The sequence below is a fragment of the Nocardia sp. CA-151230 genome, assembly GCF_050942175.1.
Lineage (GTDB): Bacteria > Actinomycetota > Actinomycetes > Mycobacteriales > Mycobacteriaceae > Nocardia.
The window spans coordinates 9,032,693-9,051,460 of sequence record NZ_CP192061.1; the positions used below are offsets into that span (position 1 = coordinate 9,032,693).

General features: G+C 67.2%; 22 protein-coding genes. 15 read left to right on the plus strand and 7 right to left on the minus strand.

Going from position 1 to position 18,768, the window contains the following annotated elements:
- Positions 1-70: 70 nt before the first annotated feature.
- On the plus strand, positions 71-460 hold the full coding sequence (locus ACQP1O_RS42205) for a hypothetical protein (RefSeq protein WP_433563819.1): 390 nt from the start codon (positions 71-73) through the stop codon (positions 458-460).
- 27 nt (positions 461-487) lie between these two features.
- The gene (locus tag ACQP1O_RS42210) at positions 488-1,645 is read left to right on the plus strand and encodes a cation:proton antiporter (protein ID WP_433563820.1); all 1,158 of its coding nucleotides are present in this window, start codon (positions 488-490) and stop codon (positions 1,643-1,645) included.
- 88 nt (positions 1,646-1,733) lie between these two features.
- On the opposite strand, the gene ACQP1O_RS42215 is transcribed toward ACQP1O_RS42210, so the two are convergent.
- The 3 genes from ACQP1O_RS42215 to ACQP1O_RS42225 form a co-directional block, all read right to left on the minus strand.
- Entirely contained in the window at positions 1,734-2,156 is a 423-nt protein-coding gene (locus tag ACQP1O_RS42215; protein WP_433563821.1) for an RNA-binding S4 domain-containing protein, read from the minus strand.
- A 17-nt stretch (positions 2,157-2,173) separates the two neighbouring features.
- Positions 2,174-2,782 (minus strand): C40 family peptidase, encoded by a 609-nt coding sequence (locus tag ACQP1O_RS42220; protein WP_433563822.1) that lies wholly within the window; start codon positions 2,780-2,782, stop codon positions 2,174-2,176.
- Positions 2,783-3,065: 283 nt separating this feature from the next.
- Positions 3,066-3,323 (minus strand): hypothetical protein, encoded by a 258-nt coding sequence (locus ACQP1O_RS42225; protein WP_354840935.1) that lies wholly within the window; start codon positions 3,321-3,323, stop codon positions 3,066-3,068.
- A gap of 188 nt (positions 3,324-3,511) precedes the next feature.
- On the opposite strand from ACQP1O_RS42225, the gene ACQP1O_RS42230 reads away from it, so the two are divergent.
- The 4 genes from ACQP1O_RS42230 to ACQP1O_RS42245 all read left to right on the plus strand — a co-directional run bounded on the left by ACQP1O_RS42230 (position 3,512) and on the right by ACQP1O_RS42245 (position 8,594).
- A complete protein-coding gene (locus ACQP1O_RS42230; protein ID WP_433563823.1) occupies positions 3,512-4,696 on the plus strand; it encodes an AAA family ATPase in 1,185 nt (394 codons plus the stop codon).
- Positions 4,697-4,822: 126 nt separating this feature from the next.
- Complete coding sequence (locus ACQP1O_RS42235) at positions 4,823-6,778, plus strand: acyl-CoA dehydrogenase family protein (RefSeq protein ID WP_433567987.1); 1,956 nt, start codon at positions 4,823-4,825, stop codon at positions 6,776-6,778.
- 360 nt (positions 6,779-7,138) lie between these two features.
- Complete coding sequence (locus ACQP1O_RS42240) at positions 7,139-8,125, plus strand: alpha/beta fold hydrolase (RefSeq protein ID WP_433563824.1); 987 nt, start codon at positions 7,139-7,141, stop codon at positions 8,123-8,125.
- Between the two features lie 181 nt (positions 8,126-8,306).
- On the plus strand, positions 8,307-8,594 hold the full coding sequence (locus ACQP1O_RS42245) for a hypothetical protein (RefSeq protein ID WP_433563825.1): 288 nt from the start codon (positions 8,307-8,309) through the stop codon (positions 8,592-8,594).
- Here the strand turns inward: ACQP1O_RS42245 and ACQP1O_RS42250 are convergent, their stop codons facing one another.
- Positions 8,595-9,152 (minus strand): TetR/AcrR family transcriptional regulator, encoded by a 558-nt coding sequence (locus tag ACQP1O_RS42250; protein ID WP_433563826.1) that lies wholly within the window; start codon positions 9,150-9,152, stop codon positions 8,595-8,597.
- Between the two features lie 151 nt (positions 9,153-9,303).
- Here ACQP1O_RS42250 and ACQP1O_RS42255 point away from each other — a divergent pair, with 151 nt between their 5' ends.
- Positions 9,304-9,777, plus strand: coding sequence for a nitroreductase/quinone reductase family protein (locus ACQP1O_RS42255; RefSeq protein ID WP_433563827.1), 474 nt, complete (start codon positions 9,304-9,306; stop codon positions 9,775-9,777).
- A 3-nt stretch (positions 9,778-9,780) separates the two neighbouring features.
- Here ACQP1O_RS42255 and ACQP1O_RS42260 read toward each other — a convergent pair whose 3' ends face one another.
- Complete coding sequence (locus ACQP1O_RS42260) at positions 9,781-11,082, minus strand: acetyl-CoA acetyltransferase (protein ID WP_433563828.1); 1,302 nt, start codon at positions 11,080-11,082, stop codon at positions 9,781-9,783.
- Positions 11,083-11,418: 336 nt separating this feature from the next.
- On the opposite strand from ACQP1O_RS42260, the gene ACQP1O_RS42265 reads away from it, so the two are divergent.
- From ACQP1O_RS42265 to ACQP1O_RS42280, 4 genes are all read left to right on the plus strand, one after another.
- Positions 11,419-12,252, plus strand: coding sequence for a hypothetical protein (locus tag ACQP1O_RS42265; protein WP_379400718.1), 834 nt, complete (start codon positions 11,419-11,421; stop codon positions 12,250-12,252).
- A gap of 40 nt (positions 12,253-12,292) precedes the next feature.
- Positions 12,293-14,224 carry a fumarate reductase/succinate dehydrogenase flavoprotein subunit gene (locus ACQP1O_RS42270; protein WP_433563829.1) on the plus strand — a complete coding sequence of 644 codons (1,932 nt, stop codon included), beginning with the start codon at positions 12,293-12,295 and terminating at the stop codon, positions 14,222-14,224.
- Positions 14,225-14,226: 2 nt separating this feature from the next.
- Positions 14,227-14,973: a succinate dehydrogenase/fumarate reductase iron-sulfur subunit gene (locus ACQP1O_RS42275; protein ID WP_379384410.1), complete on the plus strand. Its 747-nt coding sequence runs from the start codon at positions 14,227-14,229 to the stop codon at positions 14,971-14,973.
- Positions 14,974-15,210: 237 nt separating this feature from the next.
- The gene (locus ACQP1O_RS42280) at positions 15,211-15,366 is read left to right on the plus strand and encodes a hypothetical protein (RefSeq protein WP_356996053.1); all 156 of its coding nucleotides are present in this window, start codon (positions 15,211-15,213) and stop codon (positions 15,364-15,366) included.
- A 46-nt stretch (positions 15,367-15,412) separates the two neighbouring features.
- On the opposite strand, the gene ACQP1O_RS42285 is transcribed toward ACQP1O_RS42280, so the two are convergent.
- Both ACQP1O_RS42285 and ACQP1O_RS42290 read right to left on the minus strand, forming a co-directional pair.
- Complete coding sequence (locus tag ACQP1O_RS42285) at positions 15,413-15,616, minus strand: DUF397 domain-containing protein (protein WP_433563830.1); 204 nt, start codon at positions 15,614-15,616, stop codon at positions 15,413-15,415.
- 38 nt (positions 15,617-15,654) lie between these two features.
- Positions 15,655-16,575, minus strand: a complete 921-nt coding sequence (locus ACQP1O_RS42290) for a helix-turn-helix domain-containing protein (protein WP_433563831.1) — start codon at positions 16,573-16,575, stop codon at positions 15,655-15,657.
- A 263-nt stretch (positions 16,576-16,838) separates the two neighbouring features.
- On the opposite strand from ACQP1O_RS42290, the gene ACQP1O_RS42295 reads away from it, so the two are divergent.
- From ACQP1O_RS42295 to ACQP1O_RS42310, 4 genes are all read left to right on the plus strand, one after another.
- Positions 16,839-17,042, plus strand: coding sequence for a hypothetical protein (locus ACQP1O_RS42295; RefSeq protein WP_040862491.1), 204 nt, complete (start codon positions 16,839-16,841; stop codon positions 17,040-17,042).
- Entirely contained in the window at positions 17,012-17,263 is a 252-nt protein-coding gene (locus ACQP1O_RS42300; RefSeq protein ID WP_433563832.1) for a hypothetical protein, read from the plus strand. The genes ACQP1O_RS42295 and ACQP1O_RS42300 overlap by 31 nt, the downstream gene beginning before the upstream one ends.
- Positions 17,264-17,466: 203 nt before the next feature.
- The gene (locus ACQP1O_RS42305) at positions 17,467-17,889 is read left to right on the plus strand and encodes a GNAT family N-acetyltransferase (RefSeq protein ID WP_433563833.1); all 423 of its coding nucleotides are present in this window, start codon (positions 17,467-17,469) and stop codon (positions 17,887-17,889) included.
- 2 nt (positions 17,890-17,891) lie between these two features.
- Positions 17,892-18,752, plus strand: a complete 861-nt coding sequence (locus ACQP1O_RS42310) for a hypothetical protein (protein ID WP_433563834.1) — start codon at positions 17,892-17,894, stop codon at positions 18,750-18,752.
- Positions 18,753-18,768 lie beyond the last annotated feature (16 nt).

The window sequence follows — 18,768 nt, forward strand, 5'->3', positions numbered from 1 at the left end:
TAAACGGTCAATTGGGACCGGATCCGCGTGTCCATATGCGACCGGTCGGTCGCACGGGAATGATGACTCCATGGCGGACCCCGAGATCACGGTCAAGTGGAAGAAGGAGCCGGACGAGCACGACTACCCGGCCGCTGTGGACTACCTCGACATGCTGGCGGAGCCGGACATCGTCGACAAGGTCGTCCAGAAGCTGCGCGACGCCCCCGTGGTGCACAAGAAGGCCAAGGACCTGCTGCGCGCCTCGCAGCTGGAGATCCTGCCGACCTTCAATCCCTATGTCCGCCGCGACCTCGCCAAGATCACGGCCGGCCTGGCGCTCTCGCCGATCCTGGTGGTGCGCGGGGACTTCCGCAAGGCCGTGCCCATGCAGATCGCGGACGGCTATCACCGGGTCTGCGCCATCTACTACACCGACGAGAACATCGCGATCCCGGTGAAGATCGCCTCCCTGCCCTGATTGCGTGAATGCCGAGACGACGACGCCGTGACCTTCCAGACCCTCACCCTCGTCACCCTGCTCGGCCTGGCCGGGCCCTGGCTGGCCTGGCGGCAGTCCTGGCACCTGCCGGTCATCCTGGGTGAACTGCTGGCCGGAATCATCTTCGGCACCACCGGCTTCGGCCTGCTGCACCCGGAGGACCCGACCTTCTCCTTCATCGCCGACGTCGGCTTCGCCGTGGTCATGTTCGTGGCCGGCACCCACGTGCCGGTGCGGGACGCGGCCATTCGCTCGGCGCTGGGGCGGGGCGCGCTGCGCGCGGTGCTGGTGGGCGTGCTCTCGGTGATCGCCGGGCAGGGCATCGCGGCCTGGTTCGACACCGGGCACGGACTGCTCTACGGCGTACTGCTCGCCTCCTCCTCGGCAGCCATCGTGCTGCCCATCATCGACTCCCAGCGGCTGAGCGGAAAACCCGTGCTGGAGATGACCGCTCAGGTCGCCATCGCCGACGCGGCCGCGGTGGTGGCGCTGCCGCTGGTGATCGATCCACACAATGCGAGCCGGGCCGCGCTCGGGGCGCTCCTGGTGGCCGGGGCGGCGGTGGTCGCGTACTTCTTCCTGCGCTGGCTCGAGGACTCCGGCATCCGGCACCGGCTGCACAAGGTCTCCGAGGGCCGGCAGTTCGCGCTCGAACTGCGCGTCAGCCTCGGCCTGTTGTTCGCCCTCGGCGCGCTCGCGACCCGCAGTCACGTCTCGATCATGCTGGCGGGCTTCGCACTCGGGCTGGTGGTGGCGGCGATCGGGGAACCGCGCCGAGTCGCCAAGCAGCTCTTCGCCATCAGCGACGGCTTCCTCGCGCCGTTGTTCTTCGTCTGGCTCGGCGCGCGGCTGAACCTGCGCGAATTCGGCGACCACCCGCACCTGATCCTGCTGGGCCTGGTACTCGGCGCGGCCGCGGTGCTGGCCCACACGCTCATGCGGTTCCTGGGTCAGCCGCTTCCGCTCGGGGCCATCGCCTCCGCGCAGATCGGCGTGCCGGTCGCGGCGGTCACGGTCGGTACGCAGCTGCACGTGCTGAAGCCAGGCGAACCGGCCGCGCTCATGCTCGGCGCCCTGGTCACCATCGCCGGAGCCGCCTGGGGCGCGCGGGCGGCGGCCACGGACACGCCGGGCGATGCCGCAATATCCCAACGAGACAAGTGATTTCGTGAGTCGAGGGTAACTCGTCGGGCACGTCCGAAATCGGGTTGGCACCCAACCTTCGGCACGCGTGCAAGGCTGTCGACGGCTCCTAGCCGTCCGCTGAAGTCCCGGGGAGCCGGGGGAGGTCGCGCCCCAGCAACCGGTCCGTCTCGCGGCGCTCGCGCTTGGTCGGGCGACCCGCGCCGCGATCACGGCGCGGCAGGAGGGCGGTCAGTTGCGGGTCGGGCGGGGGCGGGCTCTTGTCGATCATGCACTGCACGGCCACGGCCGCGCCGACCCGTTTGGTGATGAGCTGCTCGACGATGACGATGCGTTCGGAACCATTGACGCGGACGCGGATCTCGTCACCGGGCTTCAGATGGTGCGCGGGCTTGACCGGTACGCCATTGACCCGCACATGCCCGGACCGGCAGGCCGCGGCGGCCGCGGAGCGGGTCTTGAAAATGCGGACGGCCCAGGTCCAAGAATCAACTCGGGCCTGAGCCGTGGTGCTCAGTGGAGCAGTGGTCACACGTCGACGATACTGCGTCAGGCGTTGACGATGCGGCGCGCGGTAACGACCTGGCTGGCGTGCAGGTTGGTGTAGGAGACCGGGGTGCCGGTCTGCACGGCGTTCAGCAGCTTGCCGTCGCCGGCGTAGATGCCGACGTGGCCGCCGCCGTTGGTGATGACGATGTCACCGGGCTGCAGGTCCTCGAAGGCGACCGGGGCGCCGACGTTGGACTGCTCGAAGCTGGTGCGGGGCAGCTCGACTCCGGCCTGCTTGTAGGCCCACTGCACGAGGCCGGAGCAGTCGAAGCTGTAGGGGCCGGTCGCGCCCCAGGAGTACTGGGCGCCGACCTTGGTCTCAGCGGCGTGCAGCGCGATGTCGCCGACGGAGCTGGACTTCTGGAAGATGCTGGGCAGCTGGAACTGCGGAGCCGGGGCAGCCGGGACGCCGACCTGAGCGCCGCCGCCCAGTCCGCCCGGGGTCTGCAGCGCCGTCTCGGCGTCCTTGACCGTCTGGTTGAACTGCTGCACCTGAGGCGCGAAATCGTCCGGCACATCAAAGTTTCCGATGCCAGGGATCTCGACGGTGGCGGCCGTGGCGGTGATCGCCGGAAACACACCAGTAGTCGTCGCGGCCATCGCACCCATGACGATGGCACCCTTCACGGAATTCGGAAGCCGAGATTCCTGCTGCAAGCTGTGCTTACCCACTGAGCCGCATCTCCGATCTTGCTGCTGTAACGTCGCGGGCTGCCTCTCCGATGAAGCAACAGACTCCGCTAAGTCACGAGAAGATTACGACTAGGCCGCCGTGTTGTCCACCCGACACGATAAGCGCGTCGCATCTTTACGAAAACGCCCCGCTGAACGTGCAATTCGGTGTATAGGGCCGTGGATCACGAGACGATATACGTGGTCGATACGTCCGTTATCAATCCTTCGCCTCGATCGCCCGCTCCAGCTCGGCAATCCGCCGGCGAGCGTCCGCGAGATCGACTTCCAACTGCCCCAGCGCCATTACCAGGGGACCCACCGCGAGATCGGCCACCAGTTGCGGATCGTCGTACCCACGCTCGATGGCCACCAGGATGTTGTTGCGGATGCGCGCGGCCACGATCGCCTCGGCGGGCACGTTCCAGGATTCGACCACCTCCGCGACGGTGGGCGTGGGTACGGCTTCTTCCGACATGAACCCTCCTGCGCTGGATCCCAACGAATCAGGCATAAGGGTAGAGACCCCCGGGGACACCGCGGACCCGCTGTATCGACTTCCGCTGATCGCGAATCGGCCGAGCCGGTATGCCGGTCGATAGCTGTCTCTAGCGTCCCCGATAGATACCCGGATAATCCGTGATGACCGCGCTACGGTTGGGCCGCATGGACCCCGTCAGGAATCCCTACGCACCCGGCGCGGGGCAGCGTCCGCCCGAGCTCGCGGGCCGGGACCGGCAGCTCGACGCCTTCGACATCGTGCTGGAGCGGGTGGCGCGCGGACGGCCGGAACGCAGCGTCATGCTCACCGGTTTGCGTGGCGTCGGAAAGACGGTGCTGCTCAACCAGCTTCGCTCGGCCGCCCGCTCGCGCGGTTGGGGCACCGGGAAGCTGGAGGCCCGCCCCGATCAGGAACTGCGGCGGCCGCTGGCCTCGGCGCTGCACATGGCGGTGCGTTCGCTCGCTGTGACACACCGCAATCCGGAGCAGGTGGACGATTTCCTGGGGATTCTCAAGGCTTTCGCACTGCGTTCCACCGACGGCAAGGGCATGCGGGAACGCTGGAACCCGGGCATCGACGTGCCCGCGGTGACCGGGCGGGCCGACTCCGGCGATATCGAGATCGATCTGGTGGAGCTGCTCATGGAGGCGGCGGCGCTGGTGCGCGATCTGGGCATCGGCATCGCGGTGTTCATCGACGAGATGCAGGATCTCGGGGCGGCCGACATCTCGGCCATCTGCGGGGCCTGCCACGAATTGAGCCAGGATGCCGCGCCTTTGATCGTGGTCGGGGCGGGTCTGCCGCATCTGCCCGCGGTGCTGACCGCGTCCAAGAGCTACTCCGAGCGCCTGTTCTCCTATCACCGCATCGATCGGCTGGACCGGGAGTCGGCCGACCGGGCGCTCATCGCGCCGGCCGAGCGGGAGAGCGTGAAGTACTCCGAGGAGGCGCTGGACGCGCTGTACCGGAAGGCCGACGGGTACCCGTATTTCGTGCAGGCGTACGGCAAGGCCGCCTGGGACGCGGCGGCGCAGAGCCCGATCTCGGCCGAGGATGTGGCGGTGGCGGCGCCTGCGGCCGAAGAAGAGCTGGCGGTCGGTTTCTTTGGCTCCCGCTACGAGCGAGCGACACCGGCCGAGCGCGAATACATGCGCGCCATGGCCGATCTGTCCGGGGACGACGGGCCGGTGGCCACCTCGGCGGTGGCGCACGAGCTGGGACGCAAACCCGCCTCGTTGTCCCCGGCGCGCGACGGCTTGATCAAGAAGGGTCTGATCTACTCGGCCGAGCGCGGAACCATCGGTTTCACGGTGCCGCATTTCGGCCGATACCTGCGCGGCGTTCAATAACCAAAGATTAGCCAACTGATCAAGATCACCCGTGACAAGGCTTTTTGATCTTTGCCAGCCCCTACCGGCGGGTAACAAAGCCTCCTACACTCGAATGTGATTCTCATCACGGTCGAGGAGGACATCATGGTGACAGCCGCCAAAGTCGACGCTACCGAAGAACAAGCCCGGGCACTGGTCGAGGAATCCCGCGAAACCACCTGGGCCAAGCCGTCCTTCGCCAAGGAGATGTTCCTCGGCCGGTTCCGGCTCGACCTCATCCATCCATTCCCGCGCCCCGACGCCGCGGACACCGCCAAGACCGAGGCGTACCTGACCCGGCTGCGGGCCTTCTGCGAGACCATCGACGGCCAGCGCATCGAGACCGAGGGCCGCATCCCCGACGAATACGTGCGCGGGCTGGCCGAACTCGGCTGCTTCGGCCTCAAGATTCCCGAGGAGTACGGCGGGGTCGGGCTGTCGCAGGTGGGCTACAACAAGTCCCTCATGCTGGTCGGCTCCGCGCACGCCAGCCTCGGCGTGCTGCTCTCCGCACACCAGTCCATCGGCGTGCCCGAGCCGCTCAAGCTGGCCGGCACCCCCGAACAGAAGCGAGAGTTCCTGCCGCGCTGCGCCAAGGGCGCGGTGAGCGCGTTCCTGCTCACCGAACCCGATGTGGGCTCCGACCCGGCACGCATGGCCTCCACCGCGACCCCGACCGCGGACGGAGAGGCCTACGAGATCAGCGGCGTGAAGCTGTGGACCACCAATGGCGTTGTCGCCGAACTGCTCGTGGTCATGGCGCGGGTGCCCAAGAGCGAGGGCCATCGCGGCGGCATCTCCGCGTTCATCGTGGAGGCCGACAGCCCCGGCATCACCGTGGAGCGTCGCAATGCGTTCATGGGCCTGCGCGGCATCGAGAACGGTGTCACCCGGATGGACAAGGTGCGCGTACCCAAGCGGAATCTGGTGGGCCGCGAGGGCGACGGGCTCAAGATCGCGCTCACCACCCTCAACGCCGGTCGCCTCGCCATCCCGGCCATGTGCACGGCCGCGGCCAAGTGGTCGCTCAAGATCGCGCGGGAATGGTCGGCCACCCGCGTGCAGTGGGGCCGCCCGGTCGGCGAGCACGGCGCGGTCGGCGCGAAGCTCTCCTACATCGCCGCAACGACTTTCGCGCTGGAATCGGTGCTCGATCTGTCGGGCACCATGTGCGACGAGAACCGCAACGATATTCGCATCGAGGCCGCGCTGGCCAAGCTGTGGGCCTCGGAGATGGCGTGCCGGATCGCCGACGAACTGGTGCAGATCCGCGGCGGCCGCGGCTACGAGACCGCGGCCTCGCTGCGGGCCCGCGGTGAAAGGGCCGTCGGCGCCGAGCAATTGGTGCGCGATCTGCGCATCAACCGCATCTTCGAGGGTTCCAGCGAGATCATGCGGCTGCTCATCGCCCGCGAGATGGCCGATGCCCATATGGCCGCGGCCGGGGCGCTGGTGGATCGCAATGCCGAACTCAAGGACAAGGCCAAGGCGGCGGTCGGGGCGAGCGGCTTCTATGCCAAATGGTTCCCGCAGCTGACCGTCGGCGCCGGCACCGCACCGGTCGGCTACGGCGAATTCGGCCCGCTGGCACGGCACATGCGCTTCGTCGAGCGGATGTCGCGCAAGCAGGCGCGCGCCCTCATGTACGGCATGGCGCGCTGGCAGGCCAAGCTCGAGTACAAACAGGGCTTCCTGGGCCGCATCGTCGACATCGGCGCGGAACTGTTCGCCATGGCCGCGGCCTGCGTGCGCGCTCAGTCCCTGCGGATCGACGGCAGTCCCGACGGCGTGGCCGCCGAGGAACTCGCCGAGGTCTTCTGCCGCCAGGCCCGCCTGCGGGTCGAGAAGCTCTTCGACGATCTCTGGTCCAACACCGATGACGCCGACACCGACCTCACCCGAGGCATCCTCGACGGGCGCTACCGCTGGCTCGAGGGTGGCGCACTGGATCCGAGCGAGGGCACCGGCCCCTGGATCGCCGAATGGCAGTTCGGGCCGTCGGTGGAACAGAACCTGCTGCGTCCGTTCCTCCCGTCCACGAAGACGGGAGCGGCCACATAGCCGGCTCCGCACAGAAATCTGCCGCTCTCTAGCCCGATTGCTAGAGAGCGGCAGATTGTCATGCCTACCGGAATGCGACGACACGGCATGTGATGGCGGTCGCTCTCGATGCGATACGAATCTACTTTTGCCTAGGTAATTCGCTAGATATCAGTAGAAATTGCGGACATCGGCCGGAAGTACAGGGATTTCTACACAGGTCCAGCAATGTGGCGAGACTCCGACAGATCCCCCGACGGTCATGCATAGATCAGCGGAGACAGTTGGACAACTTGTCCATAACGCCTGGTGTGGGGGGTTAACGCAGGGGTTATTTCTACCGACAACCGGGCAAGAAGGCGCACTCTTCAGGAGGACGTCATGTCCACGATCGACACCCGCGCGGCCGATTTCGACGGCCACCACATCACCGTGTCCGCCGATGACGGCGTGCCACTCGCCGTGCGTGAATTCGGTACCACCGACGCCCCCGTCACCGTCGTGTTCGTCCACGGGCACTGTCTGCGCGCCGAATCGTGGGCGTTCATGCGCGGGCATCTGCTGCAGACCTGGGGCGACGACACCCACATGGTGTTCTACGACCATCGCGGACACGGGGATTCCGGCAATGCCGACCCTTCCACGTACACCATCGAGCAGCTGGCCCGGGATCTGGATGCCGTGCTGCGGGTCGTGGTGCCGACCGGACCCGTTGTCCTGGTGGGTCATTCGATGGGCGCCATGACCGTGCTGGCCTACGCCCGGCTGTATCCGGAGGCGATCGGGACCCGGGTGGTCGGTGTAGGCCTGCTCTCCAGCGCCGCCAACGGGGTGACCCGGGTCGGGCTGGGGCGGCTGCTGAGCGCACCGGCGGTGAACTCGCTGCGGGTGGCGGTGCGGCGCGCTCCGCGGGCCATGCAGGCCTCGAAACACCTGAGCCGCCGCATCTTCGAGCCCATCATGCGGGACGCCACCCTGGGCACCCGCAAGGTGAGCCCGCGCATGCTGGCGGTGGCGACGGCCATGCTCAACGACACCTCGCTGCTGACCATGGCCAGCTTCCTGGAGTCGCTGATCCGCTTCGACGAGACCGCGACCCTGCACCGGCTGGGCTCGATTCCGGTGCTGGTGCTGGCCGGGTCCGCGGACATCATGATCCCGTTCGCGCACTCGGTGGTGCTGGCCTCCCAGGTCGACGACGCCGAGCTGGTGCGGCTGGACGGCGCCGGGCACAGCGTGATCCTGGAGCGGGCCGAGGAGGTGGCCGCCGCGGTGGTCGCGCTGGTGGCCCGGGCGACCGCGGCGGCGCGCGACGCGGACCCGGACTGTGGTCCCGACTGCGGGCCGGAGTACGCCATCGCGGGGTAGCCGGAAGATCATCCGGGGCGCTCGGATTCGACGATCTGAAACGTCCGCCACCCCAATTCCGGACGCGGTGACAGGCCCTCTAGCTGCGAATATTCTTAGCCGACGAGACGAATCCCGCACGATCACGTACTGTGTTGTAGATCACGATGTGTGGTCTGTCACACGGCTCGAGGAGGTTTCGATGACACGCAGCGAGATTGCGGAACTCCGCTACGCGGTCGGCCAGCTCCGGCAGTGCGTCACCGCACTGCGTTCGCACTACGGAGACGCGGGCACTGTTCGCCGGCTGGAGAACGATCTGGAAAGGCTCGTCATCGACACCGACGAGTTCGAACAGGCGCCGCCGCCGGAAGCACCGAAGGCCAAGCAGGAGACGATCTACGTCCCCGACGCCAAGCACGATGAAGCGGCCTGGATGGGCGCGCAGGACGAGGGCCTGGGCTTCCACTCCCGCCCCCGCACCAAGTAACTAACCCTTCGTTTCGAACAGCGGCAGGGCCACCTCGACAATGGCGTCGGGGCTCGGCAATTCGACGAGCGCGTCGGGTGGGCTCAGCCGCCGCTGCAGCGCGCGCTGATGGGCCGCGCCGACCAGTAGCAGGGCCGCGGTGCGCAGATCCGCGGCCTCGACGCCCCGGGCCGACAGATACGCGACCACGGCGTCCACCGCCCGATGCGGGCCCAGGTCGAGATCGCGGCTGCGTTCCCGGTAGACCGCGCCCAGTTCGGCATCCGATTGCACCGCCGCCATCACCGGCAGGGCGGAGACGAAGAATTCCTCCAGGGTCGCCAGCAGCGACCGCAGCGCCGTGCGCAGATCCGCCGCGGGCGCGTCGGCGAGCAGGTCCTTGAGCGGGCGCAGCTGATGCTGGATCACGGCCTGTAGCAAGCCCATTCGATCGCCGAAGTGGTAGAAGATGCTGGATTCGGCGACGCCGGCGCGGGCCGCGATCTCCTTGGTGGACAGCCGGGCGAGGCCGGATTCCGCGAGCACCTGTTGTGCATTGGCGATCACAGCCTCGCGCACACCGGTACTGGGCCGCCCTCGGGAACGGGTCCCCACATCGCCTCCTGTCACGTTTCGACTGTCGCTTTCCAGCACGACCCTTGCAGTATGCCGCAACTGGTCGTATTTTCTGAGTAGTCACTCAGTAAATAGGGAACCGGAGGACGCACCGATGTCGCAGCCAGCAACGACTACCCAGAACCCGGCCGCCACCCGCAAGCAGGAGCGGCTCAACGCCGTCATGCGCCGGGTCCTGCGCTCACCGCTGCACCGGATGGTCAGCGGGAAACTGCTCATCGTCACCGTGGTCGGCCGCAAGAGCGGGCGGGTGTACGAGAATCCCGTCGCCTACGCCGAACACGACGGCACGCTGCTGATCGGCACCGCGGCCAAGTGGCGGCACAACCTGCGCCCCGGCGAGCCGGTGCGAATCGGCCTGCGGCGCCGGGAGATCGACGCCGATTGGGAGGTCGTCACCGACGTGGACGCGGCGGCCGGCCCGTATCGGATCATCCTCGAGCAGAACCCGACCCACGGGAAATACGCGGGCATCAGCCTGAATTCGGACGGCAGCGTCAATCGAGAAGAGCTGGCGGCCGCCTTCGCCCGGGGCACGGCGGTCGTCCGGCTCCGCCCGCGGGACTAGTCCTCAGTGGCGGTGCCGGCCCCGGCCGGAGCGCCGGCCGCCGACGCCGCGGAAGCGGGCGCCGCGCGGGGCCTGCGAAACCGGTTCCAGATCGGGGGATTCGAAGATCGCGGCCAGGGCGCGGCCGGGGCCCGCGGCCGTCACGGCCAGGCCGAGACCGCCGTCGCGGCGGGCCAGTTCGTGCAGCATGGTGGTGATCATGCGCAGACCCGCCGCGCCACCCGGATCACCGAGGGCGATCGCGCCACCGTGCACGTTCAGGCGCTCCGCGGAGTCGTCCTCGAGGCCCAGGGTGCGGGCCAGGGCCAGCACTTCGACGGCGGAGGTCTCCTCGACCTCCAGCAGCTCCAGGTCCGACAGTTCGAAACCGGTGCGCCACAGCGCCTTCGCGACCGCGGAGGTGGCGGCGGGCACCGGGACGCCGAGGGGAGCGGTGGTGCTGACCCAGTCGAGCAGGTAGCCCATCGGCTCCAGGCCGAGATCCACCAGCCGGTCCTCGGCCACCACCAGGCAGGCCGCAGCGGCCAGGCCGCGGCTACTGCTGTTACCGGCCGTGGTCACGCCGTCGGGCCGGAAGGGGGACAGCGCCGCGAAGGCCCGGTGTGAGACATCGTCTCGCAACCCCTCGTCGCGGTCGACCAGGCGGACCACCGCGGAATTCGGATCGTCGGGACGCGCGCACACCACGACGGGCGCGGTCTCCGCGCCGAACACACCCTGGCGATGGGCGCGGGCGGCACGCCGGTGGCTGACCGCGGCGAAGTCGTCGGCCGCGGCCCGGCCCAGCTGGTGGCCGCGGGCCAGCTGTTCAGCAAGGTCCGAATCCGCTTGTCCGCGTGCGGGTTCGGCGGACCAGATCGCGATCTGCTGGTCGGTGGTGGGTCCGTCGTCGGCCGCGGGCCGGGCGCGGACGCCGGGCAGCGGTGGGACGCTGACGGATTGCGCATCGAATCCAGCTGTGGCGCTGGAGCATTCGGCACCCACCGCCAGTACCACGTCGGCCGCGCCGGTGCGCACCATCATGGCGGCGGTGATCAGGGCGCGCAGTCCGCTGCCGGGACCCTCGCCCAGGGCGAAGTCACCCAGCTCCGGCGACAGTCCGCACGGCGGCAGGGCCGAGCGGATGGCCTCCGCATCGGGGACGGCGGTGACCAGCTGTTCGACCCGTGCGGAATCGATGCCCGAGCGGCCGAGCACCGCCGAAATGACAGTGCCGACCAGCCGGTTCGGCGGCACCGCGGCGAGTGCTCCGCCGGGCAGACCCACGGGCGTGCGCATCGGCATGACGATGGCGGCGCGTCTCATTACCGGCTCCCTTCGAACGCTCAGCAGACCGACAGGCCACCACACCGTTGTTGCTGTCATATGACGGCCGGTAACCGCCGCGAACGAGCCGCCCGACCTGCGTGCGGGCCGGAATCCGAAACACTCTGACAGCCCGGCGAGTTCGCGAGATTGCCGTTTGTTCACCAAGCAAACGAATAACTGACGGCCACAGGAAATGTGGCGCAAATCACGGGATCACGAAATAGCTGTTGCGAGCTCGAGTGATAGCACCCCTGTCGTAAGGTGCTCACCATCACATTCGATGCCGGAGGTAACGATGACGTTCCACGGGGTAGAGCAGCGAGGCATCCAGCAGTGAGCGCCGCACCAGTCAAGGCTTCTGAATCGAGCACTACCGGGGTTTTCAGTAGGGGACGGGCTGCCATTTCGGCACGCACGCTCCGCACCGACCGGTGGTGGGTGCCGCCGGCCGCGACGGTGCTGGGGCTCGCGGCCTTCGTCATCTACGCGACCATCAGATCCTTTGTGCGCAGCGCCTATTGGGTGCCGGACTTCCACTATCTGACACCGTTCTATTCACCCTGCCTGAGCGCCTCGTGCGTCGAGGGCTCCAGCCATTTCGGCACGCCGGTCGGCCACCTGCCCATGTGGATTCCGCTGGGCTTCCTGGTGCTGCCGTTCCTGCTGCTGTTCCGGCTCACCTGCTACTACTACCGCAAGGCCTACTACCGGTCGGTATGGATGTCGCCGCCGGCCTGTGCGGTGGCCGAGCCGCACGCGAAATACTCGGGGGAGACGCGGCTTCCGCTGATCATCCAGAACGCGCACCGCTACTTCTTCTACGTCGCGATCATCATCTCGGTGATCAACACCTATGACGCGGTGATCTCCTTCCACGCCAAGGGCGGCGGCTTCGGCATCGGCCTGGGGACGCTGATCATCACCGGCAACGCGCTGCTGCTGTGGGCGTACACGCTGTCGTGCCACTCCTGCCGCCACATTGCGGGCGGACGGCTCAAACACTTCTCGCAGCACCCTGTGCGCTACCGCTTCTGGACCGTGGTGTCGAAGCTGAACACCCGGCACATGCAGCTGGCCTGGACCACGCTGGGCACGCTGGTCCTCACCGATTTCTACGTCATGCTGGTGGCGAGCGGAACCATCTCCGATCCTCGCCTCATCGGCTGACAGTCCTCTATTCCTCTGTCTCCCAGGAGTATTCGGTTCCATGCCTGAAGTCGAGCGGCACAAGTACGACGTCGTCGTGATCGGTGCCGGCGGTGCCGGCCTGCGTGCGGTCATCGAGGCCCGTGAGCACGGGCTGTCCGTGGCGGTGGTCTGCAAGTCCCTGTTCGGCAAGGCGCACACCGTCATGGCCGAGGGCGGCTGCGCGGCCGCCATGGGCAATGCCAACGAGAAGGACAACTGGCAGACCCATTTCAAGGACACCATGCGCGGAGGCAAGTTCCTCAACAACTGGCGCATGGCCGAGCTGCACGCCCAGGAGGCCCCCGACCGGGTGTGGGAGCTGGAAACCTATGGGGCGCTGTTCGATCGGACCAAGGACGGCCGGATCAGCCAGCGCAACTTCGGCGGCCACACCTATCCGCGGCTGGCGCACGTCGGCGACCGCACCGGGCTCGAGATCATCCGCACCATGCAGCAGAAGATCGTCTCGCTGCAGCAGGAGGATTTCGCGCAGACCGGCGACTACGAGGCGCGCATCAAGATCTTCGCCGAATGCACCATCACCGAGCTGCTCAAGGACGGCGACCGGATCGCCGGGGCCTTCGGTTACTGGCGGGAGTCCGGGCGTTTCATTCTGTTCGAGACGCCCGCGGTGGTGATCGCCACCGGCGGCGTCGGCAAGTCGTACAAGGTGACCTCGAACTCCTGGGAGTACACCGGCGACGGGCACGCGCTCGCACTGCGGGCCGGGGCGTCGCTGATCAATATGGAGTTCCTGCAGTTCCATCCGACCGGCATGGTCTGGCCGCCGTCGGTGAAGGGCATCCTGGTCACCGAGGGCGTGCGCGGTGACGGCGGGGTGCTCAAGAACTCCGACGGCAAGCGGTTCATGTTCGATTACATCCCGCCGGTGTTCAAGGGCCAGTATGCCGAATCCATCGAGGAGGCGGACCAGTGGCTGAAGGACAACGACTCCGCCCGGCGCACCCCGGATCTGCTGCCGCGTGACGAGGTCGCGCGGGCCATCAACGAAGAGGTGAAGGCCGGGCGCGGCACGCCGCACGGCGGCGTCTATCTGGATATCGCCTCCCGCCTGCCCGCCGACCAGATCGTCAAGCGGCTGCCGTCCATGCACCACCAGTTCAAAGAGCTGGCGGACGTGGACATTACGAAGGAGCCGATGGAGGTCGGGCCGACCTGTCACTACGTGATGGGTGGCATCGAGGTCGATCCGGATACCCAGGCGGCCACGGTGCCCGGCCTGTTCGCGGCCGGTGAATGCGCCGGCGGCCTGCACGGCTCCAACCGGCTGGGCGGCAACTCGCTATCGGACCTGCTGGTCTTCGGCCGGCGCGCCGGACTGGGCGCGGCCACCTATGTCGAGCAGCTGGCCGCACGGCCCGAGATCTCCGACGCCGATATCGCCGCGGCGGCGAAATCGGCTGTGACGCCGTTCGATCCGCCCGTCGAGGGCGGCCCGGGCGAGAACCCGTACACGCTGCACATGGACCTGCAGCAGACCATGAACGATCTGGTCGGCATCATCCGCAAGGAACACGAGCTGAAGCAGGCCGTCGAGCATCTGTCCGAGCTGCGAGACCGCTACGACCACGTCACGGTGGAGGGCCACCGGCAGTTCAATCCGGGCTGGCATCTGGCCCTGGACATGCGCAACATGCTGCTCATCAGCGAATGCGTCGCACAGGCCGCACTGCTGCGCACCGAGAGCCGCGGCGGCCACACCCGCGACGACCACCCGGGCATGGATCCGGCGTGGCGAAACAAGCTGCTGGTCTGCACCATCGACCCGGACGAGGTCGGGTTCTCGGTGCCGTCGGTGACCGTCACGCCCGAGCCCCAGGTGCCCATGCGCACGGACCTGCTCCGGTTGTTCGACCTGACGGAGCTCGAAAAGTACTACACCCCCGCCGATCTCGCAGAGTTGCGGGACGACGCCGGAAAGGCGGAATAGCCATGGGTTACGAGGCGAAGTTCAAGGTGTGGCGCGGTGACACCGAGGGCGGCGGCCTGCAGGACTTCACCGTCGAGGTGAACGAGGGCGAGGTGGTGCTCGACATCATCCACCGGCTGCAGGCCACCCAGGCGCCGGATCTGGCGGTGCGCTGGAACTGCAAGGCGGGCAAGTGTGGTTCGTGCTCGGCCGAGGTGAACGGGCGGCCGCGGCTGCTGTGCATGACCCGCATGTCGACGTTCACCCAGGAAGAAGTGGTGACGGTGACGCCCATGCGCACCTTCCCGGTTATTCGCGACCTGGTCACGGATGTGTCGTTCAACTACCAGAAGGCCCGCGAAGTACCGTCTTTCACGCCGCCGGTGGATCTGAAACCGGGCGAGTACCGGATGCAGCAGACCGATGTGGAACGGTCGCAGGAATTCCGCAAGTGCATCGAATGCTTCCTGTGCCAGAACACCTGTCACGTGGTCCGTGATCACGAGGACAACAAGCACGCATTCTCCGGTCCGCGATACCTGATGCGTATTGCCGAACTCGAAATGCATCCATTGGATGTGGCCGACCGCCGGGAGCTGGCGCAAGAGGATGCGGGCCTGGGCTTCTGCAACATCACCAAGTGCTGCACGGAAGTGTGCCCGGAACACATCAAGATCACCGACAATGCGCTGATCCCGCTCAAGGAACGCGTGGTGGACCGCCAGTACGACCCGATCGTCTGGTTGGGCAACAAGCTTTTCCGGCGCTGACGGCCGCGTATCGGACCGCGGCTCACGGAGCCGCTCGAACGGTGGACTGCCCGATCACCTGCCTTCCAGCACCGTGTCCCCGCACTGAAAGCGCGGGGACACGGGATTACCGAGCTGGTTGTTGATCACGAAACGGCTGCCGTTTGGCAACGGAAGTATGTTTGCGGACGGCTAAGCATGGGTATCCAACTATTCGTGGACCGAGGACTGAAGAATGCGCGTCCCCGGTACCGGAAAATGGGTCCCGATGACTGGGTCGAACGGCTGATCGTAGGGATGCTCTTCGCGGTATCGGCGATGGGCGTATACGTACTCACCGGCGCACTGATGTCGGCCGTCGCGATCGGCGTACTGGTCGCCGCCGTTGCCATGGGTGTGGTCGCAATCCTCTGAGACCGGGGGTTCACGGGTCGGGGCCCGTGAACCCTCGTTCAGCGAATCAACTGTCGAAGACCCCGTTTTCGAGGCCCGCGGTGAAGGATTCCCATTCCGCCGCGCAGAACACCAGCGCCGGACCTTGCGGATTCTTGCTGTCCCGCACGCCCACTCGGCCCGCGGGCAGGAACGCCACCTCGACGCACTCCTTACCGGCCCCGCTACGGCTGCTCTTGAACCAGCGGGCCCCGGAAAGATCCACACTCATGCTCTGTCCTTTCATCGCCTGTGCGGAGCCCTGCATGGTTACGCTCCGCTGCCGCCTCCGGGCTTGACCGCCCAGGCGGCATACTCCTTCGCCACCTGCCGGAGCAGGCTTCTGCTGTCCTGAACGTCCAGCGCGCAGCGTTCCAGGCCCGCTTGTGCCCGGCGATAGCGCTGAACGTCGCCCTGTCTCTCGAGATACAGATCGCCGGTGAACCCCTCCACGTAGACCACCGGGGGCTCCACCGGTTGCCCCTTGCTGTCGCATCCGAATTCCAGAATCACGAATGGTCCGGTCGAAAGTCCCAGAGGGACACCGGCGGCGAAGGGCAGGATACGCAGCGCGACATTGGACCGGGTACTCAGTTCCGCCAAGTGTCGCACCTGCGCCGCCATCACCCTTGCACCTCCCACCAGGCGGCGCAATACCGATTCGTGCAACACCATGGCGATGGTCGCCGGATGCATGCGACGGGTGATCATGGCCTGTCGCTGCATGCGCAGCTGAACGCGCCGATCCACCTCCACCACAGTCTCTTCCGGGTACCCGAGCCGGTTCAGGGCCCTTGCGTACTCGGCCGTCTGCAGCAGGCCCGGCACCAATTCCGATTGGTAGCAGGACAACTGCTGCGCGGATGCCTCCAGCCCGACGTAGACGTCGAAGTTCTCGGGGATGAGGTCGCCGTAGGAGTGCCACCAGCTCTTGACCGCCGCCTGCTGCGCCAAACCCTTGAGCCCCTCACCGATTTCGGCGGGGATCCCGTAGATGCGGCACAGCTCCTGGATGTCGATGGTGCGGATGCGGTCCGCGTTGCCCTTCTCGAGCCGCTGCAAGGTACTCGCGCCCCACTCCATCAGCTTGGCGGCTTCGGCGATGGTCAATCCTGCCTGGATACGCCAGTCCCGTAGATAGCGACCGAGCTGACGGCGGGGCAGGGTGGATGACGCGGGACCTTCGGACACAACACGCTCCATTCGCGGTCGCGGGCATGGATCGGGGCTCGACGGCGGGCGAGGGCTTCGTCCACTTTGGAGAATCGTCCTCCCCCAGGTGGATTCACTGCTGGGAATTCGCGCAATTTTGCGTTCTCCAGCTCGAAATTCGCCCGCCTGGCGTCTGCTCGTGGTGTGCTGGAGATGTGCCCGGAGCGGTGTAGCTAGGCCCCTTTCCTTTCCTGAACCTCCGGGCACTTCAGGAACCAGCGGGAACGAGGAGTGGTCTGGACATGCAACTGACGTCCCTCAATATGCACATTGCCGGTTTGTCGCGCTGCCGCCGTGATCCGGGTGTGATGACCGTCGAACAAGCCCACGCCGCAATGCAATTGCACCTCGATTGCACGGTGCAGACCTGCAAGGTGCGCCGACGAGCGCGGGCAACGCTGGTCGAGGAGGGCCGGTGCGTGCTCGACGAGCGGGCACTGCCGTGACCGGCCCCGCACCGGCCCAGGCCGGCCCCGATCCCATACCGACCGGCTACGACCGGTTCGTCCACCGGATGCTGTGGCTGCTGCTCGACGCCCGGACAGCACAGCTCCGCCACAGGAAGGCACAGCTCGACACCAGGATTTCGCGGCCCTGGGCGTACCGGGAAATGCCCCCAGCCGCGATGAACGCTGCCGCACAGCGCTTTCGAGCGCCCCGCGCCTAACCTCCGGGCAGCGGTGGCGCAGTCCCCACCGCGTGCTGCAGCGCGGTTCGGCCGCCCGCTCCACAGACGGCGGACGGCCGAACCGCACCCAAGATTCGGTGTGACGCTTACCCTGGAATCCATCGCACTTGTGCCCGGGGTGGAGGGGAACGCCGTTGTCGGCCTTCGAACAGCCGGATGATCCGGCGTGCCGGATAGCGTCAATGTCGGATCTGGACGCGATCCGCGCACTCGAGGTGGTCGAATTCGAGCATCTCGCGTATCCGTATTTCGTACTCCGGCAACTCTTCGAGCTACACGGAGCAAACTGGACGGTTGCTGAGGATGCGGGGGAGCTCTGCGGCTACGTGCTCACCGCCATCGACGGAGAACGCAGGGCCTGGTTTCTCGGCTTCGCCGTGGCATCCGAGTGCCGGGGTCGCGGCCACGGGCGGGCACTGCTGGAAGCCGCTCTGGCCCAATGCCGTCGGGCCCGCGCCGAACAGGTCTTCGTCACGGTGAAGCCGGGTAATCGGGTCGCCTACCACCTCTACAAGGAGGTCGGCTTCGTCTGGGCCGACCATGAGGCCGCCTATTTCGGCGCGGACGAGCCACGAGATGTGCTGGTGCACAGGATTTATCATTGATCATGCTCGAGAAAAGCGCTCCGTCCTCGCCGTTCGTGACGGATATGAGCATGCGCATCGAGCGCCACGCCGACACCTACGCCGACAACGTCACCGAATTCCTCGAGCAGCCGCACGGCCTGCGCCGCCGCGCCACCGAACAGCCGCTGCTGGACCTGTTCACCCGGCACACCGAGGCGGTGGTGTCGACCTACGATCCGCCCGGAATCCGCAGGGCCGGTGACAGTCTCGTCTTCGGCCACCTCTACGTGCCGGTCTTCGAACACACCGCCACCGCGACGCCGCAGCCGCTGGCGGTCAACCAGCTGCTCGCCGCCCTGATCGCCGCTGAGGTGGAGTTCCGCGGGCCACTGCGCCTGAGCCGCACCCAGAATCGGCTACTGGCCGAGGCCTACGAGCGGCTGGGCCGCCCACTGGTGCAGGCCGGACTGCCCGCGCACGCCGCCCTGGCCTACCGCCGGGCCGGGAGTCTCTACCGCATCGACGAGGACACCGATGCCGAGGATCGCTGCGGCCTGGCCCTGTCCCGGGCGCGGCGGCTGGCGCAGCCGGCGGCCTGGCGGCGCGCCGGCGGTCTGGTCCCGGATCTCATCTGCGGCTACGGTTACCGGCCCTTCCGCATGCTGTGGTTCGTGGCGTTCCAGCTGCTGGTCTTCGTGGTGGCGGTCATGCTGCGGTCGGATCAACCGCCGGCCATCACCGTGTACCAGGTGTTCATGAACTACCTGAATCCCCTGGGCGTCGGGGATACCGACAATCTTCGGGTCGGCGGGCGCGCGGTGTTCGTGATCGAGAGCTATCTGGGCGCGGTCACCATGTCGGTGTTCTTCGCGCTGCTGGTGCGCCGTTGGTTCCGGCTCTGATCCGGTCGCACCGCCG

What these genes read in the sequence shown, in the direction of transcription:
- ACQP1O_RS42255 (WP_433563827.1), top strand. Translation starts at nt 9,304, where the DNA reads ATGTCGCAGCCAGCAACGACTACCCAGAACCCGGCCGCCACCCGCAAG.
- ACQP1O_RS42305 (WP_433563833.1), top strand. Translation starts at nt 17,467, where the DNA reads ATGTCGGATCTGGACGCGATCCGCGCACTCGAGGTGGTCGAATTCGAG.
- ACQP1O_RS42235 (WP_433567987.1), top strand. Translation starts at nt 4,823, where the DNA reads ATGGTGACAGCCGCCAAAGTCGACGCTACCGAAGAACAAGCCCGGGCA.
- ACQP1O_RS42260 (WP_433563828.1), bottom strand. Translation starts at nt 11,082, where the DNA reads ATGAGACGCGCCGCCATCGTCATGCCGATGCGCACGCCCGTGGGTCTG.
- ACQP1O_RS42220 (WP_433563822.1), bottom strand. Translation starts at nt 2,782, where the DNA reads ATGGGTGCGATGGCCGCGACGACTACTGGTGTGTTTCCGGCGATCACC.
- ACQP1O_RS42280 (WP_356996053.1), top strand. Translation starts at nt 15,211, where the DNA reads ATGGGTCCCGATGACTGGGTCGAACGGCTGATCGTAGGGATGCTCTTC.
- ACQP1O_RS42230 (WP_433563823.1), top strand. Translation starts at nt 3,512, where the DNA reads ATGGACCCCGTCAGGAATCCCTACGCACCCGGCGCGGGGCAGCGTCCG.
- ACQP1O_RS42205 (WP_433563819.1), top strand. Translation starts at nt 71, where the DNA reads ATGGCGGACCCCGAGATCACGGTCAAGTGGAAGAAGGAGCCGGACGAG.
- ACQP1O_RS42310 (WP_433563834.1), top strand. Translation starts at nt 17,892, where the DNA reads ATGCTCGAGAAAAGCGCTCCGTCCTCGCCGTTCGTGACGGATATGAGC.
- ACQP1O_RS42270 (WP_433563829.1), top strand. Translation starts at nt 12,293, where the DNA reads ATGCCTGAAGTCGAGCGGCACAAGTACGACGTCGTCGTGATCGGTGCC.
- ACQP1O_RS42225 (WP_354840935.1), bottom strand. Translation starts at nt 3,323, where the DNA reads ATGTCGGAAGAAGCCGTACCCACGCCCACCGTCGCGGAGGTGGTCGAA.
- ACQP1O_RS42240 (WP_433563824.1), top strand. Translation starts at nt 7,139, where the DNA reads ATGTCCACGATCGACACCCGCGCGGCCGATTTCGACGGCCACCACATC.
- ACQP1O_RS42285 (WP_433563830.1), bottom strand. Translation starts at nt 15,616, where the DNA reads ATGAGTGTGGATCTTTCCGGGGCCCGCTGGTTCAAGAGCAGCCGTAGC.
- ACQP1O_RS42245 (WP_433563825.1), top strand. Translation starts at nt 8,307, where the DNA reads ATGACACGCAGCGAGATTGCGGAACTCCGCTACGCGGTCGGCCAGCTC.
- ACQP1O_RS42275 (WP_379384410.1), top strand. Translation starts at nt 14,227, where the DNA reads ATGGGTTACGAGGCGAAGTTCAAGGTGTGGCGCGGTGACACCGAGGGC.
- ACQP1O_RS42295 (WP_040862491.1), top strand. Translation starts at nt 16,839, where the DNA reads ATGCAACTGACGTCCCTCAATATGCACATTGCCGGTTTGTCGCGCTGC.